The organism is Streptomyces sp. NPDC001927, from assembly GCF_053594455.1.
Map to the genome: position 1 here is coordinate 144773 of NZ_JBSFEN010000015.1, position 24776 is coordinate 169548.

Below are 24776 nucleotides of genomic sequence, written 5' to 3' on the forward strand. Positions count from 1 at the left end.
ACGGTTCCGGCCAAGTGGAAATCGTGACCAAAGGCCCCCCGACGGCCTAGGCGTCGCGCTTCTTCATGACCAGGTAGCCGCCCAGCAACGCGGCCGCCACCCAGAGCACCATGATCCCGAGCCCGCCCCAGGGTCCGTACGGCGCCTTCTCCGTGTTCAGGGCGTCGGGGACGACCTGCATGATCTTGGAGCCGGCCTGGTCGGGGAAGTAGCGCGCGACCTCCTTCGCCTTCGGGACCGCCGCGAGGATCTGCGAGACCAGGAAGAAGAAGGGCATCAGGATGCCGAGCGAGAGCATCGAGGAGCGCAGCATCGTCGCCACGCCCATCGAGAAGAGCGCGATCAGACCCATGTAGAGCCCGCCGCCGACCACGGCGCGCAGCACGTTGTCCGCGCCGAGGGTCGTCCGGTACTCACCGAGGAGGCCCTGCCCGAGGAAGAACGACAGGAAGCTGGTCACCAGGCCGATGCCGAAGGCGAGCGCCCCGGCCACCGCGATCTTGGAGAAGAGGAAGGTCGCCCGCTGCGGGACGGCCGCGAGCGAGGTACGGATCATCCCCGAGCTGTACTCGGTGCCGACCACGAGCACGCCGAAGACCACCATCGCCAGCTGCCCGAGCACCATCCCGGAGAAGCTGACGAAGGTCGGGTCGAAGGTCGCCTGCTCCGCCTCGTTCAGATCGCTGTAGGTCGCCTTCACCACCGCGGAGATGGCCGCGCCCATCGCCACCGTCACCAGGAGCGCGCTCGCCAGGGTCCAGACCGTCGACGAGACCGTCCGGATCTTGGTCCACTCCGACTGGAGGACCGCCGATACCGCTGCCATCGTTCAGGCTCCCTTGGTGGTCTCGCCCCAGCGGGGGCCCGGCGCGTCCGCCGCGTGTACGTTCGTGCCGTGCGCGTGGTACTCCACCGCGCCGGCGGTCATCTGCATGAACGCTTCCTCGAGCGAGGCGCGCTGCGCGCTCAGCTCGTGCAGGACGAGCCGGTGCTCGGCCGCCAGTTCACCGAGCTTCTCGGTGGTGGCGTTGTCCACCTCCAGCGTGCCGTTGCCCGCCTCGACGGGCGTGAAGCCGCTCTCGTGCAGGACGTCCCGCAGCCGCTCCTGCTGCGGCGAGCGCAGCCGTACGTAGCTCCGCGAATTCTGGTGGATGAAATCCGCCATCGACGTGTCCGCCAGCAGCTTTCCCTGCCCGATCACGATGAGATGATCGGCCGTCAGGGCCATTTCGCTCATCAGATGACTGGAAACGAAGATCGTCCGGCCCTCGGCCGCGAGCGCCTTCATCAGATTGCGGATCCAGTGAATTCCCTCGGGGTCCAGACCATTGACGGGTTCGTCGAACATCAGGATCTCGGGATCACCGAGCAGCGCAGAGGCGATTCCGAGCCGCTGGCCCATGCCGAGGGAGAAGCCCTTCGACTTCTTCTTCGCGACCGAGGTCAGACCGACCAGGTCGAGCACCTCGCCGACCCGGCTCGACGGAATGCGGTTCGACTGCGCGAGGCAGAGCAGATTGTTGTACGCCGACCGGCCACCGTGCATCGCCTTCGCGTCGAGCAGCGCCCCGATGTACTTCAGCGGCTCCTGGAGCTCCCGGTAGTGCTTGCCGTCGATCCGGACGGTCCCGCTGGTCGGGTTGTCCAGATCGAGCATCATCCGCATCGTCGTCGACTTGCCCGCGCCGTTGGGCCCGAGGAAGCCGGTCACCACGCCGGGACGCACCTGGAAGGAGAGATGGTCGACCGCGGTCTTCGATCCGAACCGTTTCGTCAGGGCCTCGAGCTCGATCATGCGTACAACCTACGGGCGCGAAAAACCCTCCGCCACCGGAATGACGGAGGGTTTTCAGGTGCGTCGCCCACTCGTCACCGAGCGGGCACTTCACCGGGTGCGCGCCGCGCGCTCAGCGGGCGCTCACGGGACTCAGCGGGTCTGCTGGGCCGGGACGCCACGGGGGGCGGGCTCGTCGTCGATCGGCGAGCCGGCGGCCGCCACGGCGGCACCGGTCAGCGTGGCCAGCATCTCGCGGACGTTGGTCAGCTGGGCGTTGATCGAGTCGCGGCGGTTCGTCAGCGCCGCCAGCTCGCGCTCGGATTCCGAGCGGATCCGGTCGGCCTTGGCGTTCGCGTCGGCCACGATGTCCTCGGCCTGGCGCTGCGCGGTCTCCACCGTCTGACGGGCCCGGCGCTCCGCGTCCGTACGCAGCTTCTCGGCCTCCAGGCGGAGCTGCTCGGCGCGGTGCTCGATCTCGGCGAGACGCTTCTCGGCCTTCGCCTGACGCGAGGCCAGGTCGCGCTCCGACTGCTCCCGGCGCTTGGCCAGGTTGGTCTCGAAGTCCGCGGCGGCCTGGGCGGCCTTGGCGCGGGTCTCCTCGAAGAGGGCGTCCGCCTCCTCGCGCTTGGACTGCGCGTCCTTCTGCGCCTCGCCGCGCAGCGAGTTGGCCTCGCCCTGCGCCTTCTCGACGATCCGAACGCCCTCGTCCTCGGCCTTCGCCTTGCGCTCCGCCGCGAACGACTCGGCGTCGTTGCGCACCTGCTGGGCGGCCGACTCGGCAAGCTCGCGGTGCTGCTCGGCGGCGCGACGGGCCTCCTCGCGCAGGTCCTTCGCCTCCTCCTCGGCGAGGCGGAGGATCTTCTCGACACGCGCGCCGAGCCCGGCGTACGACGGCTCGGCGTCGGTGACCTGGGCCTGGGCGTTCTGCGTCTCGAGGTGGAGCTCCTCGATGCGCTTTTCCAGAGAGGTGATGCGTCCTAGAGCACTGTCTCGGTCGGCGACGAGCTTGGTAATGCGGTCATCCACCTGACCGCGGTCGTAACCACGCCGCACGAGCTCGAAGCCGAAGGGGGAGGAAGTGTCGCTCATGGGGTTCCTGTCGAATGAGACCGGTGAGGTGTTAGGGGGAATCCTAGGGGCCGAAGCGGCGTGTCATCGAGCGGATGCCCGTTTGATCTGGAGAATGTCCAGCCTTTTGAGTGGCTAGCCGTCGGAGGACTTGCCACTCGAACGTGTAGCCCCCGCCGGAACACCCGCCTTCTCACCGTTTGCCCCGGCGGACTTGCCCCCCGCAGTCGGCGCCTCGAAAGACTCCAACGCTTCGAGGACGTCCTGGACACGGGAGATCTCGGCATTGATGTCCTCGCGACGGCGCACCAGTACATCGAGATCGCGCTTGCCCTCGGAGATCATCGTCTCGGCCTCGTGCTCGGCCTCCGACTTCACCTTCTCCGCCTCCGCGACCAGCGAGGCCTTCTTCTGCTCGGCCTCCTTCAGGAGCGCCTCGGCCTTCTTCACCGCGGCGATCCTGACCTTGCTCGCCTCCGAACTCGCGTCGGAGACCAGCTCCTTGGCCTTCGCCGCGGCCTCGGCGCGCTGCTCCTCGGCGGCCTTCACCAGCTTGTCGACCCGCTCGCCGGCCGTCTTCATCTGCTCGGCCGTCTCGCGCCGCGCCCGCTCGTGCAGCTCCTCGATCTCGCCCTCGATACGGGCCCGCAGCTCCTCCGCCCGCTCCCTTATGGCCGTCGCGTCGCTGCGCGCGCCCACCAGGAGCTCGTCCGCGTCCGTACGGGCCTTCTCCACCAGGGAGTTGCCCTCGACCGTCGCCTCGGCCACGATCCGGTCGGCCTCCTGGCGGGCCGCGCCGACCATCGTGTCGGCCTGCGACTCGGCCTCGGTGGTGGCGCGCAGCGCCTCCTCCTGGGCCTTCGCCATCAGCTGGTCGGCCTGCTCGGCCGCGTCCGAGCGGCGCTTGGCACCGGCCTCGCGCGCCTCGTCGAGCGTACGGTCGGCCTCGTCGCGGGCCTCGGAGCGCATCTGCTCCGCCGCCGCCTCGGCGTCCGCCTTGACCCGCTCGGCCTCCACCCGGATCCGCTCGGCGGCCTGCTGGGCCTGGCCCACGTTCTCCGCGCCCTCGGCGCGCAGCCGCTCCGCCTCCTCGCCGGCCTCGCCGGTGATCCGCTCGGCCTCGTTGGTGGCCTCCGTGATGAGCGAGTCCGCCTGCTCGGCGGCGTCCGCGCGCCGCTTGTCGGCGGCCTTGCGCGCCTCGTCGAGGACCTGCTCGCCGTCGGCGCGCGCGGCGGCCCGCAGGGCCTCCGCCTCGGCCTCGCCCGCCTCCTTGACCTGCACGGCCTCGGCGCGCAGCCGCTGCGCGTCCTGCTCGGTCGACTCCAGCAGCGCCACCGCCTCGGCGGTGATCGCGTCGGCCTGCTCGGCGGCGTCCGAACGCCGCTTGTCGGCCGCCTTGCGCGCCTCGTCGAGGACCTGCTCGCCGTCGGCGAGCGCGGCGACCCGCAGCGCCTGGGCGTGCGCCTCGCCGTCCGTCTTCAGCTGCTCGGCCTCGGCGCGCAGCGCCTCCGCCTCGATCGTGAGCCGCTCGGCCTCGCCCGAGGCCTCCGTGATGAGGGTGTCCGCCTGCTCGGCGGCGTCCGCGCGGCGCTTGTCGGCCGACTTGCGGGCCTCGTCCAGGATCTGCTCGCCCTCGGTGCGGGCGAGCGTGACGAGCTCCTCCGCCTCGGCGGTGAGCCGCTCGGACTCGGCGGCCGCCTCGGAACGGATCCGGTTGGCGTCCTCGCGGGCGTCGGCACGGGTGCGGGACGCGTCCTGCTCGGCCGAACCGAGCGCGTCCGACGCCTCCGTCCGTACCCGCTGGGCGTACTCGGCGGTGTCCGCGCGCAGCTTCTCCGACTCGGCGAGCGCGTCCGCGACCGTCCGCTCGGCCAGCGACTTCGCGGCCTCGGTCTCCTCCTGGGCGCGCGCCCGGACCCGGTTGGCGTCCTCGGTCGCCCGCTCCCGCTCCTCGTACGCGTCGGCGCGGACCCGGTCCGCCTCCTCCTGCGCCTCGGTACGGGTACGGTCCGCCGCGTGCTCGGACGCGCTGCGCAGTCCGGCGATCTCCTCCTCGGCCTGCTCGTGCAGGCCGGCGACGGCGTCGCGCACCTCCTTGGCGGTCTGCTCGGCGGCGGAGACCATCTCCGTGGCCCGCCGGTCCGCCTCCTCGACCAGACGCTGCGCCTCGGTCTGCGCCTCCTCCACCCGCCTGCGGGCGGAGGCCAGAAGCTCCTCGGACTGCTCGCGGGCGTGCTCGCGCTCGCGGTCGGCCTCGGAACGGGCCGACTCCAGCGTCTCCTCGGCCTCCCGGCGCCGCCGGTTGGCCTCCTCCTGCGCGGCGGCCAGCGCTTCGGCGGCCTCGGCGGCGACCCGCTCGGCGGCGGCCGCGGCCTCGGCGCGTACCCGGTCGGCGGTCTCCTGGGCCTCCGACTTCAGCCGCTCGGCCTCCGTCGACGCCTCCGTCCGCAGCCTTACGGCGGCGGTCTCGGCCTCGGCGCGCGAGGTCGACGCGTCCTGCGCCGCCTCGGTGCGCAGCCGCTCGGCCTCCTGCTCGGCCTGCGCCTGGAGCGTACGGATCCGCTCGGCGGCCTCGGTGCGCAGCCGCTCGGTCTCCTCGGCGGCCTCGCGACGCAGCCGCTCGCTCTCGGCGCGGGCGTCGGTCAGCGCCTGCTCGGCGCTCTCCACCCGGGTCTCGGCCTCGGTGTGCAGCCGCGTGAGCTCCTCGGCGGCCTCCTCGCGGCGGGCGACGGCGGCCCGCTCGGCCTCCTCGCGGAGCTCGGCGGCGGCCCGCTCGGCCGCCTCCTTGACGCCCTCGGCCTGCTCCTCGGCCTCCGTCCGCATCCGCTCGGCCTCGGCGCGCGTGCGCTCGAGGGTCTCCTCGGCCTGCGTACGCAGCGTCTGCGCGCGCTCCATGGCCTCGGCGCGGACCCGCTCGCCCTCGGCGCCCGCGCTCGCGCGCAACTCCTCGGCGTCCGTACGGGCCTTGGTCAGCAGCTCCTCGGCGGCGCCGGCCGACTCCTCGATCTGGCCGACGGCCTCGCGGCGGGCCTCGCCGCGGATCTTCTCGCCCTCGGCGATCGCCTCGGCGCGCAGCCCCTCGGCCTCGCCGCGCAGCCGGCGCGCCTCCTCCTGGAGCTCGACGGTCTTGGCGCGGTACTCCTTGGTGTCGTCCTTGGCGGACCCGAGCAGCTCGTCGGCCTGCTCCTCGGCCTGCGTCCGGGTCCGGTCGGCCTCGGTCTCGGCCTCGCGGCGGATCCGCTCAGCCTCTTCGGAGGCCTTGCGGGTGGTCTCCTGGGCGTCCTCGGACGCCTTGGTCAGGACCTCCTCGGCGGTCCGCGCGGCCTTGGCGAGCGCGGCGGCGGAGTCCTCGGCCGCGACCGTACGGGCCTTGTCGGAGGCCTCCGAGAGCAGCTTCTCCGCCTCGGCGGTGGCCTCGCGGAGCTTCTCCTCGGCCGCCCCCTTGAGGGTCTCGGCCTCCTTGGTCGCCTCGGAGACGAGCCGGGCGATCTCGGCCTTCGCCGTACGCGTGCGCTGCTCGTTGACGGACTCCGCGGACGACAGCTGCTTGGCCGCCGCCTCCTTGGCCTCGGTGAGCGCCTTCTCGGCCTCGGCGCGGGCCTCGCGGAGCCGGTCCTCGGCCTCGTGCATCCGCTGCTCGGCGGCGCGGGACAGCTCGGTGGCCTGCTGACGGGCCTGCTCGGTCTCGGCCGAGGTGGAGGAGCGCAGCTGCTCGGCGTGGCTGGTGGCCTCGTGGGCCTGCGTGGACGCGGCGTTGAGGAGCCGCTCGGCGTCCTTGCGGGCGCGCAGCAGAATCGCTTCGGCCTCGGCACGGGCCGCCTCGGCCTCGCTGCCCACCCGGTGGCGGGTCTCCTCGGCGAGCCGGGTGGCCTCGGCGCGGGCGCCGGCGAGCGACTGCTCGGCCTCGGCGCGGGACTCCTCCATGAGGCGGCGGGCCTGCGACTCCGTACGGGCGCGCAGTTGTTCGGCCCAGGCGACGTTCTCGTTGACGTGCGCCTCGACGGTCTGGCGGCGCTCGGCGAGCTCCTGGTCGAGGCGCTGCCGGCGCTGGACGGCCTCGGCGTGCAGCTCGGCCTGGAGCCGGGCCTGGTGCTCGGCGTGCTCCTGCAGGATGCGCTGGGTCTGGGCGCGGGCGTCGCGCAGCTCGCGCTCGGCGTCCTGGCGCAGCTGCTCGGCCTGGATCTGCGCGTTGCGCAGCATCTGTTCGGCCTGGTAGCCGATGTCCGCGCTGTCGTACGCGGGCCGGGACGCGATGGTGCGGCGCGCCTCGTGGAGCTTGGCGCGCAACACCTCGACCTGGTAACCGAGGTCCTCGGCGTGCTGGACGGCCTTCTCCCGCTCGGTCTTCAGCCGGTCCATCTCGGCTTCGAACCGCGAGAGATGGTCGTCTTCAGCTCGGTGGCTCTCCTGGCGTTCGTAGCCCCGCACTGCGCGGTCCCATCCTTCCCCGAGCTCTCAACGCGTTCGAGCAGGGGAGACCCCAACCCTGGTCGCACACTCCAACGAGCACCGTTCCCCGGAGAACGGGCCCCCGGGAATCGTGGCAGATCGGATACCCCGACTTCGACGCCGCATGGCATGCGGCCCCGACCGGCCCCGGCCCGGAGTCGCCCACTCTACCGGCCCAGGAATCCGGAGGTCAGTGCTCGGCCGAGGAGGGGTCGGCGGACGTGACCAGTTCGGTCAGTACGCCGTGGCAGTCCTTGGGGTGGAGGAAGGTGATGCGGGAGCCCATGGAGCCGATCCTGGGCTGGTCGTAGAGGACCCGGACGCCCTTGGAGCGGATGTCCTCGGCGTCCCCGTCGACATCGGCGGTGCCGAAGGCGATGTGGTGCACGCCCTCGCCGTTCTTGGCCAGCCATTTGCCCACCGCGGAGTCCTCCCGGGTGGGCTCCAGGAGCTGGAGGTACGAGGCGCCGCCGTCGGAGGTGTCGTTGATCTTGAGCATGGCCTCGCGGACGCCCTGCTCCTCGTTGACCTCGGAGTGGAACACCTCGAAACCGTAGGTCGCACGGTAGAACTCGACGGTCTTGTCGAGGTCGAAGCAGGCGATCCCGATGTGGTCGATTCGCGTCAGCATTCCTCCAGTGCAGCGCCACGGAGGTGGTTACGCAACGTGCGCGCCGTCACACCGACTGGCCGGTGACCGTGTGCGTGACGGCTCAGTACATTGAAGGTAAACCCTCGTTCACTCCTCATCCCAAGGGGCCGTGCCTCATGTCTGGAACGACCGGTACCACCTCAGTGATCGTCGCGGGCGCCCGCACGCCCATGGGCCGACTGCTCGGCTCCCTCTCCTCCTTCTCCGGTGCCGATCTGGGCGGCTTCGCCATCAAGGCGGCGCTCGACCGGGCCGGCATCGGCGGCGACCAGGTGCAGTACGTGATCATGGGGCAGGTGCTCCAGGCGGGCGCCGGCCAGATCCCCGCGCGCCAAGCCGCCGTCAAGGCCGGCATCCCCATGAACGTCCCGGCGCTGACCATCAACAAGGTCTGCCTGTCCGGCCTGGACGCCATCGCGCTCGCCGACCAGCTGATCCGCGCGGGCGAGTTCGACATCGTCGTCGCCGGCGGCCAGGAGTCGATGACCAACGCCCCGCACCTCCTCCCGAAGTCCCGCGAGGGCTACAAGTACGGTGCGATCGAGATGCTCGACGCGATGGCGTACGACGGTCTGACCGACCCCTTCGAGAAGATCGCCATGGGCGAGTCGACCGAGAAGCACAACACCCGCCTGGGCCTCCAGCGCACCGAGCAGGACGAGATCGGCGCGCTGTCGCACCAGCGCGCCGCCGCCGCGCAGAAGAACGGCATCTTCGAGGCCGAGATCACCCCGGTCGAGATCCCGCAGCGCAAGGGCGACCCGGTCGTCTTCTCGAAGGACGAGGGCATCCGCCCCGAGACGACGGTCGAGTCGCTCGGCAAGCTGCGTCCGGCCTTCGCCAAGGACGGCACGATCACGGCCGGCACCGCCTCGCAGATCTCGGACGGCGCCGCCGCCGTCGTCGTGATGAGCAAGGCGAAGGCTGAGGAGCTGGGCCTGGAGTGGATCGCCGAGATCGGCGCCCACGGCAACGTGGCGGGCCCGGACAACTCGCTGCAGTCGCAGCCGTCCAACGCGATCAAGCACGCCCTGAACAAGGCGGGCCTGGGCGTCGAGGACCTCGACCTGATCGAGATCAACGAGGCCTTCGCGGCGGTCGCCGTGCAGTCAATGAAGGACCTCGGCGTGACCCCGGAAAAGGTGAACGTCAACGGCGGCGCGATCGCGCTCGGCCACCCCATCGGCATGTCCGGCGCCCGTGTGGTGCTGCACCTGGCCCTGGAGCTGAAGCGGCGCGGCGGCGGTACCGGCGTGGCGGCGCTGTGCGGCGGCGGTGGTCAGGGCGACGCTCTGATCATCAGCGTCCCGGGCAAGTAGTTCCCGTCGAGCAAGGAGTTACGGCACATGGTGGACGTCCCCGAACTGGTAGCCCAGGCACGGGAGGGCCGGCCGCGTGCGGTGGCCCGGCTGATCTCGCTCGTGGAGGGGGCGTCCCCGCAGCTGCGCGAGGTGATGGCGGCGCTCGCGCCGCTGACCGGAGGCGCGTACGTGGTGGGCCTGACGGGTTCGCCCGGCGTGGGCAAGTCCACCTCGACGTCGGCGCTGGTCGCCGCGTACCGGCGGGCGGGCAAGCGGGTCGGCGTGCTGGCGGTCGACCCCTCGTCCCCCTTCAGTGGGGGAGCGCTGCTCGGTGACCGGGTCCGGATGTCGGAGCACGCCTCGGACCCGGGCGTCTACATCCGCTCGATGGCGACCCGCGGGCACCTGGGCGGGCTCGCCTGGTCGGCGCCGCAGGCGATCCGCGTCCTGGACGCGGCGGGCTGCGAGGTGATCCTCGTGGAGACCGTCGGTGTCGGTCAGTCGGAGGTGGAGATCGCCTCCCAGGCCGACACGTCGGTGGTGCTGCTCGCGCCGGGCATGGGCGACGGGATCCAGGCCGCGAAGGCGGGCATCCTGGAGATCGGCGACGTGTACGTGGTGAACAAGGCGGACCGGGACGGCGCGGACGCGACGGCCCGCGAGCTGAACCACATGCTGGGTCTGGGCGAGGCGCGCGGTCCGGGCGACTGGCGGCCGCCGATCGTCAAGACGGTCGCGGCGCGCGGCGAGGGCATCGACGAGGTCGTCGAGGCGCTGGAGAAGCACCGCGCGTGGATGGAGGAGCACGGCGTGCTCGCGGAGCGCCGCCGGGCGCGCTCGGCGCGCGAGGTCGAGACGATCGCGGTCACGGCCCTGCGCGAACGCATCGGCGACCTCCACGGCGACCGCCGCCTGGACGCGCTGGCGGAACGCATCGTGGCGGGGGAACTGGACCCGTACGCGGCGGCGGACCAGCTCGTGGCCGACCTCACCGGCAACTGAGGCAGAGCAGGAACGAGGGGCCCCGGTGCGCAGCGCGCACCGGGGCCCCTCGTTGCTGGGCTCTCAGGGTCCTACGGCTTGCCGCGGCGGCCTCGGAGTTGGTCCGCCACCGGCTTCAGGGACTCGTGGAGGTCGCCGAGGGCGTCCGGGGTGAGCTGGTCGATGAAGTGCTTGCGCACGGACTCCACGTGGTGGGGCGCCACCTTGCGCATGGTCTCCATGCCCTCGTCGGTCAGGACCGCGTAGAGCCCGCGCCGGTCGGACTCGCAGTTGACGCGGCGCACGAGCCCCGCGTTCTCCATGCGGGTGATCTGGTGCGAGAGCCGGCTCTTGGACTGCAGCGTCGCCGTGGCGAGATCGCTCATGCGCAGCCGCCGTTCCGCCGACTCCGAGAGGTTCACCAGGATCTCGTAGTCGTTCATGGTCAGGCCGAAGGGCTGGAGGTCCTTCTCCAACTGGTACGTCAGCATCCGGAAGACGTCCAGGTACGTGCGCCACGCGCACTGTTCGGCATCGGTGAGCCAGGGGGTGGCCGTCTCGGTCTCCATGTATGGATTCTACCTAAGAAGTTGAATTCTGGACGAAGTCGGTGAGCGTACGGAGTGTGACACCAGGCACCCGGGCCCGACGAACTGGGTGCAGATGTTCGAGGGCGTCACACTCCGCAGACTACCGGCTACAGCCCGAAGCGCCGCTGGAGGTCCCCGAGCTGTCCGGGAAGGCGCGGTGCCTGCCCCTGCGCGCCGTGGCCGGAACCGTGCGCCCCGGGCACACCGGGCTGCCCGCCGACCTCACCGATCGCCCGGTCGGCCATCAGCAGCTCGGTCGACTGGAGCAGTACCGTACCCGCTCCGACGAACTCGAACTGATGCTCCTCGCCCGAGGTGCCGCCGATCCCCGTCAGGGCACGGACGCCGCCCATCACGCCCGTCATGTAGCCGTGGTCGTAGTGGTGGCACGGGGACGGGCAGTCCGCCCAGCCGACCAGCGCCTGCGGGTCCACCCGCATCGGCGGCTCCATGAAGACCACCGGGCCGTTCGACGCCGCCACGAACTTGCCCGTGCCGATCAGCGTCACGAACCCCGGCACGATCGACTGCTTCAGCGCCAGCGTCGGCTGGTACGCCAGCAGGTTGCCCGAGCGGATCGTCAGATTGCCCTCGTCCAGGTCGAACGAGTTCACGTCGAAGGCCCGGTCGGCCAGCAGCATCTTGCCGCTGCCCTCCGCCACCACCCAGTCGCTCGCGTGCAGCGGCGAGTGGAAGGACGTACGGACCAGCCGGTCCAGGCGCCCGTGGCCAATGCCGTTGAAGTCGATCCGCCCGTAGTAGGCGATCATCTTGCCCTTCTGCAGGAACCACTGGGAGCCCTTGAGCTCCACGCAGAAGGTGTACGGATTGACGTTGTCGTCGGACGGGAGCGAGTGCGGGTCGAGCACGACGGGACCGGTCACAGCTTCTCCTCCGAGGCCTGCACGTACACCACGCCACTGCCGCTCAGCTCCAGCTGGAACGCCTCGCCCGAGCCGCGCCCGACCATGTCGCGCCAGCCGAGCGCGGTCGAGAGCTTGTTCCGTACGTCGCCGTGGTGCGCGACGTACGCCTGCGGGTCCACGTGGACCGCACGCCCCGGCGTGATCGGCAGCTCGATCACACCGCCGTGCGCCATCACGGCGACCGCGCCGTGGCCCTTGAGCGTGGTGGTGAAGAGCCCCTGGCCGGTCACCTGGCCGCGCACCATGCCCATGACCCCGCCCTGGGAGCCCATGAACATGGTGCCCTGCTGCAGGGTGCCGTCGAAGGCGAGGAGCCGGTCGGCCTCGACGTACAGGGTGTCGCCGGTCAGCTGGATCACCTGGATGTGGTGGCCGCCGTGCCCGAACATCACCGTGCCGTTGCCCTCGACGGTCATCAGCGGCGTCGCCTCGCCGGCCACCCGGCGGCCGAGCATCGACATCACGCCGCCCTGGCCGCCGGCGATGTTCGGCGTGAAAGTGACGTCGCCGCGGTAGGCCAGCATCGCGCCGCGTTGGCTGAACATGCGCTGCCCGGGGATCACCTGGGCCTCGACCATCTTGGAATTGATCTCGCGGAACGGCATCAGACGTCGCCCCCGATCGTGTTCCGCTCGCTCGGCTGGACGTACACGAGCCCGTCGCCCTCGAAGCGGATCTGGAACGCCTCGCCGCCGCCCTCGCCGAGGAGCGTGCGGAACGTCACACCGGACTGGAAGCTCTGCTGGAGATTGCCCTGGTGGGCGACGTACGCGCCGGGGTCGACGGAGAGCGGGTACTGCGGGGTCACGCGCAGCACCACCGCCGGGCCGTCGGACATGATCGCCGCCTGGCCCGTGCCCTCGACCGTGGTCGTGAAGAGGCCGTTGCCGGTCGCGCCGCCGCGCATGCCGGTGAAGCTCGTGCCGGTGCGCAGCCCCGCGTCGGTGCAGAGCAGGTTGCTCGCCTCGACGTAGAGCTTGTCGCCGTGCAGGGAGACGAGGTTGATCTCGGAGGCGCGGTCGGCGAACCAGCAGGTCCCCTGGCCCTTCACCTCCATCACCTCCATCTGTTCGCCGGTCAGCCTGCGGGTGACCATGCCGCGCAGGCCCTCACCGCCGCCGGACATCTTCTTGAAGGCCATCTGGCCGTCGTAGGCGACCATGGAGCCGTTTTTCGCCTTGACGGCGTCGCCGGTCATGGAGACGGCGAGCACTTTGCTGCCTTGGAGTCGGAACGTAGCCACGGAGGGAGATTACGGGCCCCCCGGATAAAGAGTCAGCAAAGTCGGCGTGCACAATGGAGCCCGCCCACCCTTGTGCATCCGTTCACAAGATCGCGTACACAAGATCGAACGAAGGTGACCCCCTCCCGTGGACATCAAGACCGCCTCCTCCCTCCACCGCCTCCGACTCGTCTCCGCTCCGGAGGCCGTCTCCTTCCTGCTGCTGCTGGTCTGCTCGGTGCTCAAGCGCACCACCGAGTTCAACGCCGTGCCCGTGATGGGCGCGATCCACGGCATCCTCTTCATCCTGTACGTGCTGTTCTGGCTGGACGCCTGGAACCGCACCAAGTGGCAGTTCAAGACCGCCGCCCTCTACTTCGTGCTCTCCGTCCTGCCCCTCGGCGGCTTCTTCGCCGAGCGCAAGCTCAAGCGCGAGGCCGCGGACGCCGTCATCGCCTCCCGCGCCCGCCGCGACGGCACGGTGAACGCCGCGTGATCGTCGCGTTCTCGGTCACGCCGCTCGGAGTCGGCGAGGAGGTCGGCGAGTACGTGGCCGACGCCGTCCGGGTCGTACGGGAGTCGGGGCTGCCGAACCGTACCGACGCGATGTTCACCTCGATCGAGGGCGAGTGGGACGAGGTCATGGACGTCGTCAAGCGCGCCGTCGCCGCCGTCGAGGCGCGCGCTCCCCGGGTGTCGCTGGTCCTGAAGGCCGACATCCGGCCCGGCGTCACCGACGGCATGACCAGCAAAGTCGCCACCGTCGAACGTCACTTGAACGGCTGAGCGGCAGCTGCCCGGCCCTACCGCGTAGCCGAGCCCCCGACCCCTTTGGGCCGGGGGCTCACCCGTACGCGCGGCGAGAACAACTCGCTCGGACTACTCCAGTCGACACGCCGATGCTTCTCCCTTTTTGTGGGGGTATCGACCTGTCCGACGACAGCTGGAGGCACCGTGCGGCCGACAGGCTACGACTACGACACCTACAGCCGACTCGCCGGTCCGCTCACGGAACCGGGCACGGCGGCCTACACGGTGCGGTACCGGAGTCTGCTCTCGAAGGAGCCGCACCGCATACGCGCCGTCCTCCTCATGGGCCTCGCGCCGGTCCTCTCCGCGCTGCTGCTCGTCTACCTCGTCTGGCCCAGCCACTGGACCGTCCGGGAGGGCGGCGACCGATGGCTCGTCAGGTTCGACGCCGTGATGCTCGTGTCGATCGGGCTGATCTGCTTCTTCATGCTGGTGAACGTCACCTCGATCGCGCACGCCACGATGGTCGCGCGCGACCCCATACCCGTGTACCCGGAGAAGGGCACCCGGGTCGCCTTCCTCACCACGTACGTCCCCGGCAAGGAACCGCTCGTCATGGTCCGCCGCACCCTCGAAGGGGCCGTACGCCTCCGGCACGAGGGCACGCTCGACGTCTGGCTCCTGGACGAGGGCGACGACGCACGCGCCAAGGCGCTCTGCGCCGAACTGGGCGTCAAGCACTTCACCCGGGCCGGGATACCCGAGTGGAACCGCAGGAAGGGCGTCCACAAGGCCCGCACCAAGCACGGCAACTACAACGCCTGGCTCGCGATGCACGGGGACGCGTACGACTTCTTCGCCTCCGTCGACACCGACCACGTACCGCTCCCCAACTTCCTGGAGCGGATGCTCGGCTTCTTCCGCGACCCGGACATCGCCTTCGTCGTCGGACCGCAGGTCTACGGCAACTACACCTCGCCCGTCACCAAGGCCGCCGAGTCCCAGCAGTTCCTCTTCCACGCGCTGATCCAGCGGGCCGGCAACCGCTACCGGGCGCCCATGTTCGTCGGCACCAACAACGTCGTACGGATCTCCGCCGTCAAGCAGGTCGGCGGCCTCTACGACTCCGTCACCGAGGACATGGCCACCGGCTTCGAGCTGCACCGCAGGAAGAACCCCGGCACCGGCCACTTCTGGCGCTCCGTCTACACCCCCGACGTGCTCGCCGTCGGCGAGGGCCCGGCCTCCTGGACCGACTTCTTCACGCAGCAGCTGCGCTGGTCCCGGGGCACGTACGAGACGCTGATCAAGCAGTACTGGAAGACCCCCTTCCGGGTGCCGCCGGGCCGCTTCCTCAACTACACGCTCATGCTCGTCTACTACCCGATGACGGCGATCAACTGGTTCCTCGGCATCCTCAGCTGCGTCCTCTTCCTCTGGCTGGGCGCGTCCGGGACCCAGGTCTCCACCTCGGTCTGGCTGATGATCTGGAGCGACGCGGTCGCCCTGCAGATCGGCCTCTACCTCTGGAACCGGCGCCACAACGTCTCGCCCCACGAGCCCGAGGGCTCCGGCGGCCTGGCCGGCATGGCGATGTCCGCGCTCTCCGCGCCGATCTACCTCAAGTCCCTCGGCTCGGCGGTGCTGCGCACCCGGGGCCGTTTCGTCGTCACTCCCAAGGGCGGCGAGGCCAGCCCCGACCGGATCCTGACCTTCCGGGTCCACCTGTACTGGGCGGCGGTCCTGGTCGCCTCGCTGCTCGCCTCCGTCCACTTCGGGCACACCCACGCGGCCATGCGCACCTGGGCCGTGCTCGCCCTGATCATCTCCCTCGCCCCGGTGGCCGTCTGGACGTGGACCGTCCTGCGCGACCGGCGCAGCCGGCGGGTCAGGGACCGAGCCCGTGCCCGCACCCGCGCCCGCCGTCTCGCCCCCGAGCACGAGGCCGTCGAGGTCCGCGCCGCCGCCACCGCGCACCCGCACCCGCCCACGGCCACCGCGCCCGCGCCCACCACGACCGGAGGGAACTGAGCCATGGCCTACCGGCCGTCGAAGAAATTCAGGAAGACGCTGTTCGGCGGCGGCGCCGTCGTGGTCCTCGCGGCCCTGAACGCGCCGGCCGCGGTCTCGTTCGTCGGCGAGAAGTACCACGCGTACAAGATCGCCCAGCCCGGCTACAAGAAGCGGTTCGGCTCCTGGGCGCCCGTCTCCGTCCCCGCCGGATACAGCGTCAACGCCATCCACGCGGCGCTGCTGCACACCGGCAAGGTGCTGCTCATCGCCGGCTCGGGCAACGACCAGAAGAACTTCGACTCGGGCACCTTCGACACCATCCTGTGGGACCCGAAGAAGAACACCTTCAAGAAGATCCCCACCCCCGAGGACTTCTTCTGCTCCGGCCACACCCAGCTCGCCGACGGCCGCCTCCTGGTGGCCGGCGGCACCGCCCGCTACGAGATCCTCGAGGGCGAGGTCAAGCGGGCCGGCGGCGGGATGCGGGTCAAGAACGAGAGCCCCGACAAGGCGGTCACCCTCAAGAAGGGCACGGTCTTCCGCTCCCCGTCGGGGGTCGAGTACGTGTCGAAGTTCGACGTCACGGTCCCCAAGGCCAAGCGCGACTTCGAGGTCTCGTACTTCGCGAGCGGCCAGATGAAGCCCTGGAAGACCAAGGTCACCGCCGCCGAGGCGCGGGTCTTCGTCGAGGCGAGGAAGGAGGGCGCGCAGGCGCTCACCACGCAGGCCGCGCAGTACGAGATCGTCGGCCTCAAGGGCGAGGACGCCGACAACGTCTACGGTCTGGCGCAGCGGCTCACGACGGAGAAGCAGGACTTCCAGGGCATCAGAGGCGCGTACGAGTTCGACCCGAAGGCGGAGAAGTACATCCCGGTCGCCCCGATGAAGGACGCCCGCTGGTACCCGACGCTCGTCACCCTCCAGGACGGCAAGGTCCTCGCGGTCTCCGGGCTCAACGACGTCGGCGACGTCGTGCCCGGCGACAACGAGATCTACGACCCCAAGACCAAGAAGTGGACCAAGGGCCCCTTCCGCTACTTCCCCACCTACCCCGCCCTCTTCCTCACCAAGGGCGGCAAGCTGCTCTACACCGGCTCCAACGCGGGGTACGGCCCCGCGGAGAAGGGGCGCGAGCCGGGGCTCTGGGACCTGAAGAAGAACTCCTTCACCAAGCTGGGCGGCCTGACCGACCCCGACCAGCTGGAGACCTCCGCCTCCCTGATGCTGCCGCCCGTCCAGGACCAGAAGCTGATGGTGCTCGGCGGCGGCGGGGTCGGCGAGTCCCCGAAGTCCACGGCCCGTACGTCGATCATCGACCTCTCGAAGGAGAACCCGTCGTTCGCGGACGGACCGGCGCTCCCCCAGGGCACCCGCTACCTCAGCAGCGTCCTCATGCCCGACGACACCGTCTTCACCACCGGCGGCTCGGAGAAATACCGGGGCGCCGGCGGCAGCGACATCCTGAAGGCGCAGTTCTACCACCCCCGCGCCAACACCTTCTCGGCCGCCGCCGAGCCGACGGTCGGCCGCAACTACCACTCCGAGGCGCTTCTGCTGCCCGACGGCCGCGTCGCCACTTTCGGCTCCGACCCGCTCTACGGCAACCAGGCCAACACCAAGCTCGGCAGCTTCGAACAGCGCATCGAGATCTTCACCCCACCCTCCCTGCACCGCGCCGGCACCGCCCGCCCGGTCCTGGGCGAGGGCCCCCAGGAACTCGACCAGAACGGCCGCGTGACGATCCGCACCAAGGACGCGGCGACGATCACCAAGGCCCGCCTGATGCGCCCGAGCGCGGTCACCCACACCACGGACGTCGAACAACGCTCGGTGGAGCTGGCCCTGAAGAAGACGAAGGACACGATCACGGTCGAGGTCCCCCTCGACCGCACCCTGGTCCCACCCGGCTGGTACATGCTCTTCGTCACGGACCAGGACGGCATCTCGTCCGAGGCGAAGTGGATCCAGGTGGGGTGAGGGTCAGGCCCGCGCTCGGTCTTCCGGGGAGGCCAGGAACTGCCGGACGTAGTCGGCGAAGGCGTCGGGCTGGTCGTGGTGGACGACGTGGCCCGCGGGGAGTTCGACGAGGGGGATCGATCGCTTCGTCGCCATGTCGCGGGCGTGGGCGGCCGACAGTTCGTCGCTGCGGGTGCCTCGGATCAGGAGGGTCGGGCAGCGGACGCTCAGCCAGTCGTGCCAGTGGTCGCCGGTGAGTGCCTGCTGGGACCGGATGGTGTCGGCCGGGTCGAAGGAGAAGCCCCAGCCGTCCGGTCGCTGCCTGAAGGTCCGCTCCAGGTACGGCGCGGCAGCGCCCAGGGCCTCGACGAGGCCGTCGCGGGTCGCGGCGCGCTCGGGCAGCTTCCTCGTGAAGGTCAGGTCGATGTCGCAGACCGCTCCGATGTCCTCGACGACGAGCGCGGTGACACGGTCGGGGTGCCGGGCGGCGAACTGGTAGGCGTTCGCGCCGCCCAGGGAATGGCCGAGCAGCGCGACCTGCGCGAGGCCGAGGTGGTCGAGGAGGGCCCTGACGTCGGCGACGTAGCCGGCGCGCTCGTAGTCGCCGGCCCGGTCGGACTCGCCGTGCCCCCGCTGGTCGAGCGCGATCACGCGCCACGAGGAGCCAAGGCGCTCGGCCAGCGGAGCGAAGTCCGCGCCCTCGTTGAAGTGCCCGTGCAGGGCGATCAGCACCGGGCCCGGCCCGCCGAAGTCGAGGTAGGAGAGTCTGCGCCCGTCCACATCGAAACCGCCCCGCACAAGATCGTCCATGGGCGGCGAGTCTAGGGGGTGTCTCGTCGATCAGGCCTTCGCGCGGCGGGCCAGGCCCAGGGCGTAGTCGGGCCACCAGGTGCCGGCCGAAGGGCCGCCGCGGCAGGGGCCGTCGGATTCGCCCGGGCGCTTGACCCAGAGGTAGGCGTCGACCAGTTCGTCGCCCGTGCGGTCGGTCGGGGGAACGCCGAGGGAACGGCCCGGCGGGTTGCACCAGGCCTGCTCCCGGTTGCCCGGCAGGGGACCGTCGCCGTTGCGGCTCGTGTCGACGGTGAAGTGCGTACCGCCGAGCAGGCCGGAGAGCTCGGCGCCGAAGCCCTTCACGGTGTCGTCGGTCTGGAAGTTGGAGACGTTGAGGGAGAACCCGTCGGCCCGGTCGATCCCGGCGCGGCGCAGGGGCTCCACCAGCTTGCCCGGGTCGTCGATCCACGCCGGGTTGCCCGCGTCCAGGTAGACCCGGGTGTTCGGCTGCCGCTTCAGCCGGTCGATCGCCTCGGAGAGCAACTGGTAGCGCTCGTCGTGGTACTGGGCGGGCGTGCAGCCGTCCACCACGTGCGGCACCGCGTCCGGCTCCAGGACGACGATCGCGGGCGCGTCCCCGATCGCGGAGGCGAAGGAGTCGACCCAGGTGCGGTACGCCCCGCCGTCGTGCGAGCCGCCCGCCGAGTACATCCCGCAGTCCCGGTGCGGGATGTTGTACGCGACGAACACCACGGTCCGCCTGTCGGCGGCGGCCCCGCGCACCGCCTTGGCGATGTCCGGTACGGGATCGTCGCCCGCCGGCCACTCCGCGACCGGCCGTTCCGCGATCCGCTTGAGCAGCCGCGCGTCCTCGGCGCGGCCCTCCTCCTCGTACTGCCGCACCTGCCGGGCCGCGTCGCTGTCCGGGTCCACCCAGAACGGGGAGCCGCCGGCCGGGGCGACGGACTCGGCACGCCCGGACGGCGTGCCGACGGGGGAGGACGGGTCGCCGTCGCTGCAGCCTGTGAGACCGGTCAGGCCGGTCAGGAGCAGGGCGGCGGCCAGAGCGGTGAGTGCGGTGGGGCGGATACGGGAGCGGGATCGGGGCAACACGGGCTTATCGTGACATCCCGGTCAGTCGGCGGGTGGGTGCGACACCGGAGACCCCGTCAGGGCCATCCCGATCGGGGTGCGTTCGTACAGCACCTGGTGGCCGTAGCGGCGGGACGTCAGCAGGCCCGCCTCCCGGAGGACCGACAGGTGCGCCGACACGGAGGACGGGGCCAGGCCCAGGCGGTGCGCGAGCGCCGTCGTGCCGGCCGGCTCGTCCAGCGCGCACAGCACGTCCGCGCGGGCCCGGCCGAGCAGCCGGGCGAGCGCCTCGGGGGTCCGGTCGCCCGCGGGCTCGGTCCACAGGCCGCCGATCCCACGCGCGGGGTACGCGACGGTCGGCTGCCAGGGCGGGTCGAAGCCGCTCACCACGTCGGGCCAGGTGAAGACGGAGGGCACGAGGACGAGGCCCTGGCCGTCGAGGGCGCGGATGTGTTCGCCCCGGTACGCCACGGTGAGCGTGGCCGTGTCCGACGTCCAGTCGAAGCCGGGATGGAGCTCGCCCAGGAGGCGTTCCAGCCCGCCCTCCGCGAGCCTGCGCGAGTGGTACGCCACGTCCGCCTCCAGGAGCGCCCGCAGCCGGGGCCAGTCCGGCGCGACCAGGGCCTCCCAGGCCGCCTGGAGCAGGTCCGCGAGCCGCTCGACGGCTCCCGCCGGATCGGCCAGCATCCGCCGCCCCTCGTCGCTCGCGGCGGCGCCGGGGGTCTCGGCGAGCGCCCGCGCGAAGTCGGCCCGGGCGAGGGCCGGGTCGGTCTCCCGTACGGCCGTGATCTCCTCCTCGAAGGAGGCGGCGGGGCCCAGCGGCGGCGGGTAGAGGAAGTCGGGACTGTGCCCGCGCTGGGGCATCAGCAGGTGCAGCGGCCCGAGCTCGAGCCCCTCCGCCGCGCCCCGGATCCGCCGCAGCCACGGCAGGTGGTACCCCTGCTGCCGGGGCCGCGCGAGCACGCGCACGGCGGAGTGCGTCTCCCAGAGCGGCGACAGCGCGAACCGGATCCGCAGGGGGTCGGCCTCGCCGAAGTGGAGGTGGTACGGCATGGGCGGGGCTCGCTCCGGGGGCGGAAGAGGGGGAAGAAGATTCGGGTGGAGCCGAAAGTCTAGGTGGCGACGGTCGGCCACGACAGGCTGCGCTCATGTCGAACGAGGACACGAGAACCGCCCCCGACGAGCGGACGCCTTCGGCGTCCCGCGGTGAGCCCGCCCCGGCTGCGACGGCACCGCGATCCGCCCCCACCCCCGGCTACCGGGCCGTCTTCGCCGTACGCGAGTTCCGGGTCGTCTTCGGCGCGCATCTGCTCTCGCTGCTCGGTGTCGTCGTCAGCGAGATCGCGCTCACCGTGCTCGTCTACGAGCTCACCCGCTCGCCGCTCCTCTCTGCGCTCACCTTCGCCCTCGGCTTCCTGCCGTACCTCGTCGGCGGCACCCTCCTCGCAGGCGTCGCCGACCGCCACCCGCCCCGCCGGGTCCTCGTCGTCTGCGATCTCGTCTGTGCCGCGTGCGTCGCGCTCATGGTTCTGCCCGCCACCCCCGTCGCCGGGCTGCTGGTCCTGCGGTGCGTCGTCGCCGCCGTCGCGCCGGTCTTCAACGGGACCCGGATGGCGACCCTCGCCGACATCCTCGGCGAGGGCGACCTCTTCGTCCTCGGCCGCTCCCTCCTCCGGATCGTCTCCCAGAGCGCGCTGCTCACCGGCTTCGCCGTCGGCGGACTGCTCCTCACCGTCGTCGCCCCGCGCGGAGCGATCGCCATCACCGCCGCCACCTTCCTCGCCTCCGCCCTCCTCCTGTGGCTCGGGACGCGCAAGCGGCCCGCCCGGGGGGCCGTGAAGACCGCGGCGGGAGGGGGGAATCTCGCACTCCTGCGCGACCGGCGCATCCGTGCCCTCATGCTCATGTTCTGGGTCCCGCCCCTGTTCGCGGTCGTCCCCGAGGCCCTCGCCGCCCCCTACGCCGACCAGGCCGGTGTCTCCACCGCCGCGCTCGGGCTGCTGATGTGCGCCCTGCCCGTCGGCACCATCGCGGGCGAGCTGTTCGCCGGGTCCGCGCTCGGCCCCGCCACCCGGTCCCGGCTCGTCCACCCGCTCGTGCTCTTCGGGGTCCTGCCCTATCTGCTCTATCTCGTTCAGCCCGGCGCCGCCCTCGCCGGGCTCGCCCTCGCGGTCGCCGGGCTCACCGGCGCGTACACCCTGGGGCTCGACGCCTGGTTCGTCGCCGCCGTGCCCGAGGAACGGCGGGGGAGGGCGATGACCCTGATGACCGCCGGGATGATGACCGCCCAGGGCGTCGGCATGGCCGGCGCCGGGCTCGCCGCCGAGTTCCTCCCCGTCCACCTCGTGGTCGCCGCCACCGGTGTCCTCGGCACCCTCTGTCTCGTCGCCGTCGTCCTCGAAGTGCGGGCGACCGAAGTGCGAGACGGGGCTGACCGGCATGTGACCAGTGGGTAAGGTCGACGCGTGCCGAAGCCGCTCAGTCTCCCCTTCGATCCCATCGCCCGCGCCGACGAACTCTGGCAGAAGCGCTGGGGGCCGGTCCCCTCGATGGCCGCGATCACCTCGATCATGCGCGCCCACCAGATCCTCCTCGCGGAGGTCGACGCCGTCGTCAAGCCGTACGGACTGACCTTCGCGCGCTACGAGGCCCTGGTCCTGCTCACCTTCTCCAAGGCCGGTGAGCTGCCGATGTCCAAGATCGGCGAGCGGCTGATGGTCCACCCGACCTCGGTCACCAACACCGTCGACCGGCTGGTGAAGTCCGGACTCGTCGACAAGCGGCCCAACCCCAACGACGGGCGCGGCACCCTCGCCTCCATCACCGAGAAGGGGCGCGAGGTCGTCGAAGCGGCCACCCGCGACCTGATGGCCATGGACTTCGGGCTCGGGGTCTATGACGCCGAGGAGTGCGCCGAGATCTTCGCGATGCTCCGCCCGCTGCGCGTCTCCGCCGAGGACTTCGACGAGGTCTGAGCCCCGCGGCAGGACCCGGCCCCGCCCGAAGATCGCCCGGAACGTGCCGTTACGCTCGACGGCATGAAATCCAGCGTGCTGACCCGTTACCGCGTCATGGCGTACATCACCGCCGTCATGCTGCTCGTGCTCTGCACGTGCATGGTCTTCAAGTACGGGTTCGACATGGGCGAGGACGTGACCTTCGCGGTCTCCCAGACCCACGGCGTCCTCTACATCATCTACCTGATCTTCGCCTTCGACCTCGGCTCCAAGGCGAAGTGGCCGTTCGGCAAGCTCCTGTGGGTGCTGCTGTCCGGGACGATTCCCTTCGCCGCGTTCTTCGTCGAGCGCAAGGTCGTCCGCGAGACGCTTCCGCTGGTCAGCGGCGCGCAGCCGGCGCCCGTCAAGGCCTGACGCAGCCCGGGACCGCACCCCCGCACAGATGTGCGGGGGGTTTCCCATCGACATTTACTAGGACGTCCTAGTAAATTCGAAGCATGGACGCTGACGCGATCGAGGAAGGCCGCCGACGCTGGCAGGCCCGCTACGACAAGGCCCGCAAGCGCGACGCCGACTTCACCACGCTCTCCGGCGACACCGTGGAGCCCGTCTACGGGCCCCGGCCCGGCGACACCTACGAGGGCTTCGAGCGCATCGGCTGGCCCGGCGAGTACCCCTTCACCCGCGGCCTGCACGCCACCGGCTACCGCGGCCGGACCTGGACCATCCGGCAGTTCGCCGGCTTCGGCAACGCCGAGCAGACCAACGAGCGGTACAAGATGATCCTGGCCGCCGGCGGCGGCGGGCTCTCGGTCGCCTTCGACATGCCCACCCTCATGGGCCGCGACTCCGACGACCCGAAGGCGCTCGGCGAGGTCGGCCACTGCGGTGTCGCCATCGACTCCGCCGCCGACATGGAGGTCCTCTTCAAGGACATCCCGCTCGGCGACGTCACCACCTCGATGACCATCTCCGGGCCCGCCGTGCCCGTCTTCTGCATGTACCTGGTCGCCGCCGAGCGCCAGGGTGTCGACCCGGCCGTCCTCAACGGGACGCTCCAGACCGACATCTTCAAGGAGTACATCGCCCAGAAGGAGTGGCTCTTCCAGCCCGAGCCGCACCTGCGCCTCATCGGCGACCTGATGGAGCACTGCGCCCAGGGCATCCCCGCCTACAAGCCGCTCTCCGTCTCCGGCTACCACATCCGCGAGGCCGGAGCGACGGCCGCGCAGGAGCTCGCGTACACCCTCGCCGACGGCTTCGGCTATGTGGAGCTCGGCCTCTCCCGCGGCCTGGACGTCGACGTCTTCGCCCCCGGTCTCTCCTTCTTCTTCGACGCGCACCTCGACTTCTTCGAGGAGATCGCCAAGTTCCGCGCCGCCCGCCGGATCTGGGCCCGCTGGATGAAGGAGGTCTACGGCGCCAAGACCGACAAGGCGCAGTGGCTCCGCTTCCACACCCAGACCGCCGGTGTCTCGCTCACCGCCCAGCAGCCGTACAACAACGTCGTACGGACCGCCGTCGAGGCGCTAGCCGCCGTCCTCGGCGGGACGAACTCGCTGCACACCAACGCCCTCGACGAGACCCTCGCGCTCCCCAGCGAGCAGGCCGCCGAGATCGCGCTCCGCACCCAGCAGGTGCTGATGGAGGAGACGGGCGTGGCCAACGTGGCCGACCCGCTCGGCGGCTCCTGGTTCATCGAGCAGCTCACCGACCGCATCGAGGCCGACGCCGAGAAGATCTTCGACCAGATCAAGGAGCGCGGCCGCCGGGCCCACCCGGACGGTCAGCACCCGATCGGGCCGATCACCTCCGGCATCCTGCGCGGCATCGAGGACGGCTGGTTCACCGGCGAGATCGCCGAGTCCGCCTTCCAGTACCAGCAGTCCCTGGAGAAGGGTGACAAGCGGGTCGTCGGCGTCAACGTCCACCACGGCTCGGTCACCGGCGACCTGGAGATCCTGCGGGTCAGCCACGAGGTCGAGTGGGAGCAGGTCCGGGTCCTCGGCGAGCGCAAGGGCCGCCGTGACGACGCCCGGGTGCGCGCCGCGCTCGACGCGATGCTGGCGGCGGCCAGGGACGGCTCGAACATGATCGCCCCGATGCTCGACGCGGTCCGCGCGGAGGCCACCCTCGGCGAGATCTGCAACGTCCTCCGCGACGAGTGGGGCATCTACACGGAGCCCCCGGGCTTCTAGCCGTACGTGCGGGAGCAGGGAGAAGGGCCGGTACGGGCTTCCGTACCGGCCCTTCTCGTAAGCCCGTAAGCCC

The 24776-nt window shown here is 71.1% G+C and carries 21 protein-coding genes and 1 pseudogene; 10 read left to right on the plus strand and 12 right to left on the minus strand.

The window, feature by feature from the left end; all coding sequences use genetic code 11:
• Nucleotides 1–46 precede the first annotated feature (46 nt).
• From ACWCO8_RS34210 to mce, 5 genes are all read right to left on the minus strand, one after another.
• The gene (locus ACWCO8_RS34210) at nucleotides 47–826 is read right to left on the minus strand and encodes an ABC transporter permease (protein WP_362003769.1); all 780 of its coding nucleotides are present in this window, start codon (nucleotides 824–826) and stop codon (nucleotides 47–49) included.
• Nucleotides 827–829: 3 nt separating this feature from the next.
• A complete protein-coding gene (locus ACWCO8_RS34215) occupies nucleotides 830–1795 on the minus strand; it encodes an ABC transporter ATP-binding protein (RefSeq protein ID WP_362003767.1) in 966 nt (321 codons plus the stop codon).
• 132 nt (nucleotides 1796–1927) lie between these two features.
• Nucleotides 1928–2866: a coiled-coil domain-containing protein gene (locus tag ACWCO8_RS34220; protein ID WP_362003766.1), complete on the minus strand. Its 939-nt coding sequence runs from the start codon at nucleotides 2864–2866 to the stop codon at nucleotides 1928–1930.
• Between the two features lie 114 nt (nucleotides 2867–2980).
• The gene (gene scy, locus ACWCO8_RS34225) at nucleotides 2981–7273 is read right to left on the minus strand and encodes a polarized growth protein Scy (RefSeq protein ID WP_451035472.1); all 4293 of its coding nucleotides are present in this window, start codon (nucleotides 7271–7273) and stop codon (nucleotides 2981–2983) included.
• A gap of 211 nt (nucleotides 7274–7484) precedes the next feature.
• Nucleotides 7485–7925, minus strand: a complete 441-nt coding sequence (gene mce, locus ACWCO8_RS34230; protein ID WP_362003762.1) for a methylmalonyl-CoA epimerase — start codon at nucleotides 7923–7925, stop codon at nucleotides 7485–7487.
• A 137-nt stretch (nucleotides 7926–8062) separates the two neighbouring features.
• Between mce and ACWCO8_RS34235 the strand changes: the two genes are divergently transcribed.
• Entirely contained in the window at nucleotides 8063–9265 is a 1203-nt protein-coding gene (locus tag ACWCO8_RS34235; protein ID WP_451035473.1) for an acetyl-CoA C-acetyltransferase, read from the plus strand.
• 27 nt (nucleotides 9266–9292) lie between these two features.
• Nucleotides 9293–10249 (plus strand): methylmalonyl Co-A mutase-associated GTPase MeaB, encoded by a 957-nt coding sequence (meaB, locus tag ACWCO8_RS34240; RefSeq protein ID WP_362003760.1) that lies wholly within the window; start codon nucleotides 9293–9295, stop codon nucleotides 10247–10249.
• A gap of 71 nt (nucleotides 10250–10320) precedes the next feature.
• Here meaB and ACWCO8_RS34245 read toward each other — a convergent pair whose 3' ends face one another.
• The 4 genes from ACWCO8_RS34245 to ACWCO8_RS34260 form a co-directional block, all read right to left on the minus strand.
• A complete protein-coding gene (locus ACWCO8_RS34245; RefSeq protein WP_362003758.1) occupies nucleotides 10321–10797 on the minus strand; it encodes a MarR family winged helix-turn-helix transcriptional regulator in 477 nt (158 codons plus the stop codon).
• Nucleotides 10798–10925: 128 nt separating this feature from the next.
• Complete coding sequence (locus tag ACWCO8_RS34250) at nucleotides 10926–11702, minus strand: AIM24 family protein (protein ID WP_362003756.1); 777 nt, start codon at nucleotides 11700–11702, stop codon at nucleotides 10926–10928.
• Nucleotides 11699–12349 (minus strand): AIM24 family protein, encoded by a 651-nt coding sequence (locus tag ACWCO8_RS34255; protein WP_362003754.1) that lies wholly within the window; start codon nucleotides 12347–12349, stop codon nucleotides 11699–11701. The genes ACWCO8_RS34250 and ACWCO8_RS34255 overlap by 4 nt, the downstream gene beginning before the upstream one ends.
• The gene (locus ACWCO8_RS34260; protein WP_362003753.1) at nucleotides 12349–12987 is read right to left on the minus strand and encodes an AIM24 family protein; all 639 of its coding nucleotides are present in this window, start codon (nucleotides 12985–12987) and stop codon (nucleotides 12349–12351) included. The genes ACWCO8_RS34255 and ACWCO8_RS34260 overlap by 1 nt, the downstream gene beginning before the upstream one ends.
• Nucleotides 12988–13114: 127 nt before the next feature.
• Between ACWCO8_RS34260 and ACWCO8_RS34265 the strand changes: the two genes are divergently transcribed.
• The 4 genes and pseudogenes from ACWCO8_RS34265 (at nucleotide 13115) to ACWCO8_RS34280 (ending at nucleotide 17706) form a co-directional block, all read left to right on the plus strand.
• Nucleotides 13115–13462 carry a DUF3817 domain-containing protein gene (locus tag ACWCO8_RS34265; protein WP_384508187.1) on the plus strand — a complete coding sequence of 116 codons (348 nt, stop codon included), beginning with the start codon at nucleotides 13115–13117 and terminating at the stop codon, nucleotides 13460–13462.
• Nucleotides 13459–13752: an MTH1187 family thiamine-binding protein gene (locus ACWCO8_RS34270; RefSeq protein WP_362003749.1), complete on the plus strand. Its 294-nt coding sequence runs from the start codon at nucleotides 13459–13461 to the stop codon at nucleotides 13750–13752. The genes ACWCO8_RS34265 and ACWCO8_RS34270 overlap by 4 nt, the downstream gene beginning before the upstream one ends.
• 129 nt (nucleotides 13753–13881) lie before the next feature.
• Nucleotides 13882–15747: pseudogene (locus ACWCO8_RS34275) on the plus strand (glycosyltransferase family 2 protein).
• Between the two features lie 3 nt (nucleotides 15748–15750).
• On the plus strand, nucleotides 15751–17706 hold the full coding sequence (locus ACWCO8_RS34280; protein ID WP_451035474.1) for a galactose oxidase-like domain-containing protein: 1956 nt from the start codon (nucleotides 15751–15753) through the stop codon (nucleotides 17704–17706).
• Between the two features lie 3 nt (nucleotides 17707–17709).
• Here ACWCO8_RS34280 and ACWCO8_RS34285 read toward each other — a convergent pair whose 3' ends face one another.
• Genes ACWCO8_RS34285 through ACWCO8_RS34295 form a run of 3 tightly spaced genes read right to left on the minus strand, consistent with a single transcriptional unit; the run spans nucleotide 17710 to nucleotide 20601 of the window.
• A complete protein-coding gene (locus tag ACWCO8_RS34285) occupies nucleotides 17710–18495 on the minus strand; it encodes an alpha/beta fold hydrolase (protein WP_451035475.1) in 786 nt (261 codons plus the stop codon).
• 30 nt (nucleotides 18496–18525) lie between these two features.
• The gene (locus tag ACWCO8_RS34290) at nucleotides 18526–19569 is read right to left on the minus strand and encodes a glycoside hydrolase family 6 protein (protein WP_451035476.1); all 1044 of its coding nucleotides are present in this window, start codon (nucleotides 19567–19569) and stop codon (nucleotides 18526–18528) included.
• 21 nt (nucleotides 19570–19590) lie between these two features.
• Nucleotides 19591–20601 (minus strand): DUF5937 family protein, encoded by a 1011-nt coding sequence (locus ACWCO8_RS34295; RefSeq protein WP_451035477.1) that lies wholly within the window; start codon nucleotides 20599–20601, stop codon nucleotides 19591–19593.
• Nucleotides 20602–20696: 95 nt separating this feature from the next.
• On the opposite strand from ACWCO8_RS34295, the gene ACWCO8_RS34300 reads away from it, so the two are divergent.
• The 4 genes from ACWCO8_RS34300 (at nucleotide 20697) to ACWCO8_RS34315 (ending at nucleotide 24703) form a co-directional block, all read left to right on the plus strand.
• Nucleotides 20697–22004, plus strand: coding sequence for an MFS transporter (locus ACWCO8_RS34300; protein WP_451035478.1), 1308 nt, complete (start codon nucleotides 20697–20699; stop codon nucleotides 22002–22004).
• Nucleotides 22005–22013: 9 nt separating this feature from the next.
• Nucleotides 22014–22523, plus strand: coding sequence for a MarR family winged helix-turn-helix transcriptional regulator (locus ACWCO8_RS34305; RefSeq protein ID WP_362003736.1), 510 nt, complete (start codon nucleotides 22014–22016; stop codon nucleotides 22521–22523).
• 63 nt (nucleotides 22524–22586) lie between these two features.
• On the plus strand, nucleotides 22587–22919 hold the full coding sequence (locus ACWCO8_RS34310; RefSeq protein WP_361434667.1) for a DUF3817 domain-containing protein: 333 nt from the start codon (nucleotides 22587–22589) through the stop codon (nucleotides 22917–22919).
• Nucleotides 22920–23002: 83 nt separating this feature from the next.
• The gene (locus tag ACWCO8_RS34315; protein ID WP_451035479.1) at nucleotides 23003–24703 is read left to right on the plus strand and encodes an acyl-CoA mutase large subunit family protein; all 1701 of its coding nucleotides are present in this window, start codon (nucleotides 23003–23005) and stop codon (nucleotides 24701–24703) included.
• The last annotated feature ends 73 nt before the right edge of the window (nucleotides 24704–24776 follow it).

What these genes read in the sequence shown, in the direction of transcription:
- ACWCO8_RS34210 (WP_362003769.1), bottom strand. Translation starts at nt 826, where the DNA reads ATGGCAGCGGTATCGGCGGTCCTCCAGTCGGAGTGGACCAAGATCCGG.
- ACWCO8_RS34215 (WP_362003767.1), bottom strand. Translation starts at nt 1,795, where the DNA reads ATGATCGAGCTCGAGGCCCTGACGAAACGGTTCGGATCGAAGACCGCG.
- ACWCO8_RS34220 (WP_362003766.1), bottom strand. Translation starts at nt 2,866, where the DNA reads ATGAGCGACACTTCCTCCCCCTTCGGCTTCGAGCTCGTGCGGCGTGGT.
- mce (WP_362003762.1), bottom strand. Translation starts at nt 7,925, where the DNA reads ATGCTGACGCGAATCGACCACATCGGGATCGCCTGCTTCGACCTCGAC.
- ACWCO8_RS34235 (WP_451035473.1), top strand. Translation starts at nt 8,063, where the DNA reads ATGTCTGGAACGACCGGTACCACCTCAGTGATCGTCGCGGGCGCCCGC.
- meaB (WP_362003760.1), top strand. Translation starts at nt 9,293, where the DNA reads ATGGTGGACGTCCCCGAACTGGTAGCCCAGGCACGGGAGGGCCGGCCG.
- ACWCO8_RS34245 (WP_362003758.1), bottom strand. Translation starts at nt 10,797, where the DNA reads ATGGAGACCGAGACGGCCACCCCCTGGCTCACCGATGCCGAACAGTGC.
- ACWCO8_RS34255 (WP_362003754.1), bottom strand. Translation starts at nt 12,349, where the DNA reads ATGCCGTTCCGCGAGATCAATTCCAAGATGGTCGAGGCCCAGGTGATC.
- ACWCO8_RS34280 (WP_451035474.1), top strand. Translation starts at nt 15,751, where the DNA reads ATGGCCTACCGGCCGTCGAAGAAATTCAGGAAGACGCTGTTCGGCGGC.
- ACWCO8_RS34285 (WP_451035475.1), bottom strand. Translation starts at nt 18,495, where the DNA reads ATGGACGATCTTGTGCGGGGCGGTTTCGATGTGGACGGGCGCAGACTC.
- ACWCO8_RS34295 (WP_451035477.1), bottom strand. Translation starts at nt 20,601, where the DNA reads ATGCCGTACCACCTCCACTTCGGCGAGGCCGACCCCCTGCGGATCCGG.
- ACWCO8_RS34300 (WP_451035478.1), top strand. Translation starts at nt 20,697, where the DNA reads ATGTCGAACGAGGACACGAGAACCGCCCCCGACGAGCGGACGCCTTCG.
- ACWCO8_RS34310 (WP_361434667.1), top strand. Translation starts at nt 22,587, where the DNA reads ATGAAATCCAGCGTGCTGACCCGTTACCGCGTCATGGCGTACATCACC.
- ACWCO8_RS34315 (WP_451035479.1), top strand. Translation starts at nt 23,003, where the DNA reads ATGGACGCTGACGCGATCGAGGAAGGCCGCCGACGCTGGCAGGCCCGC.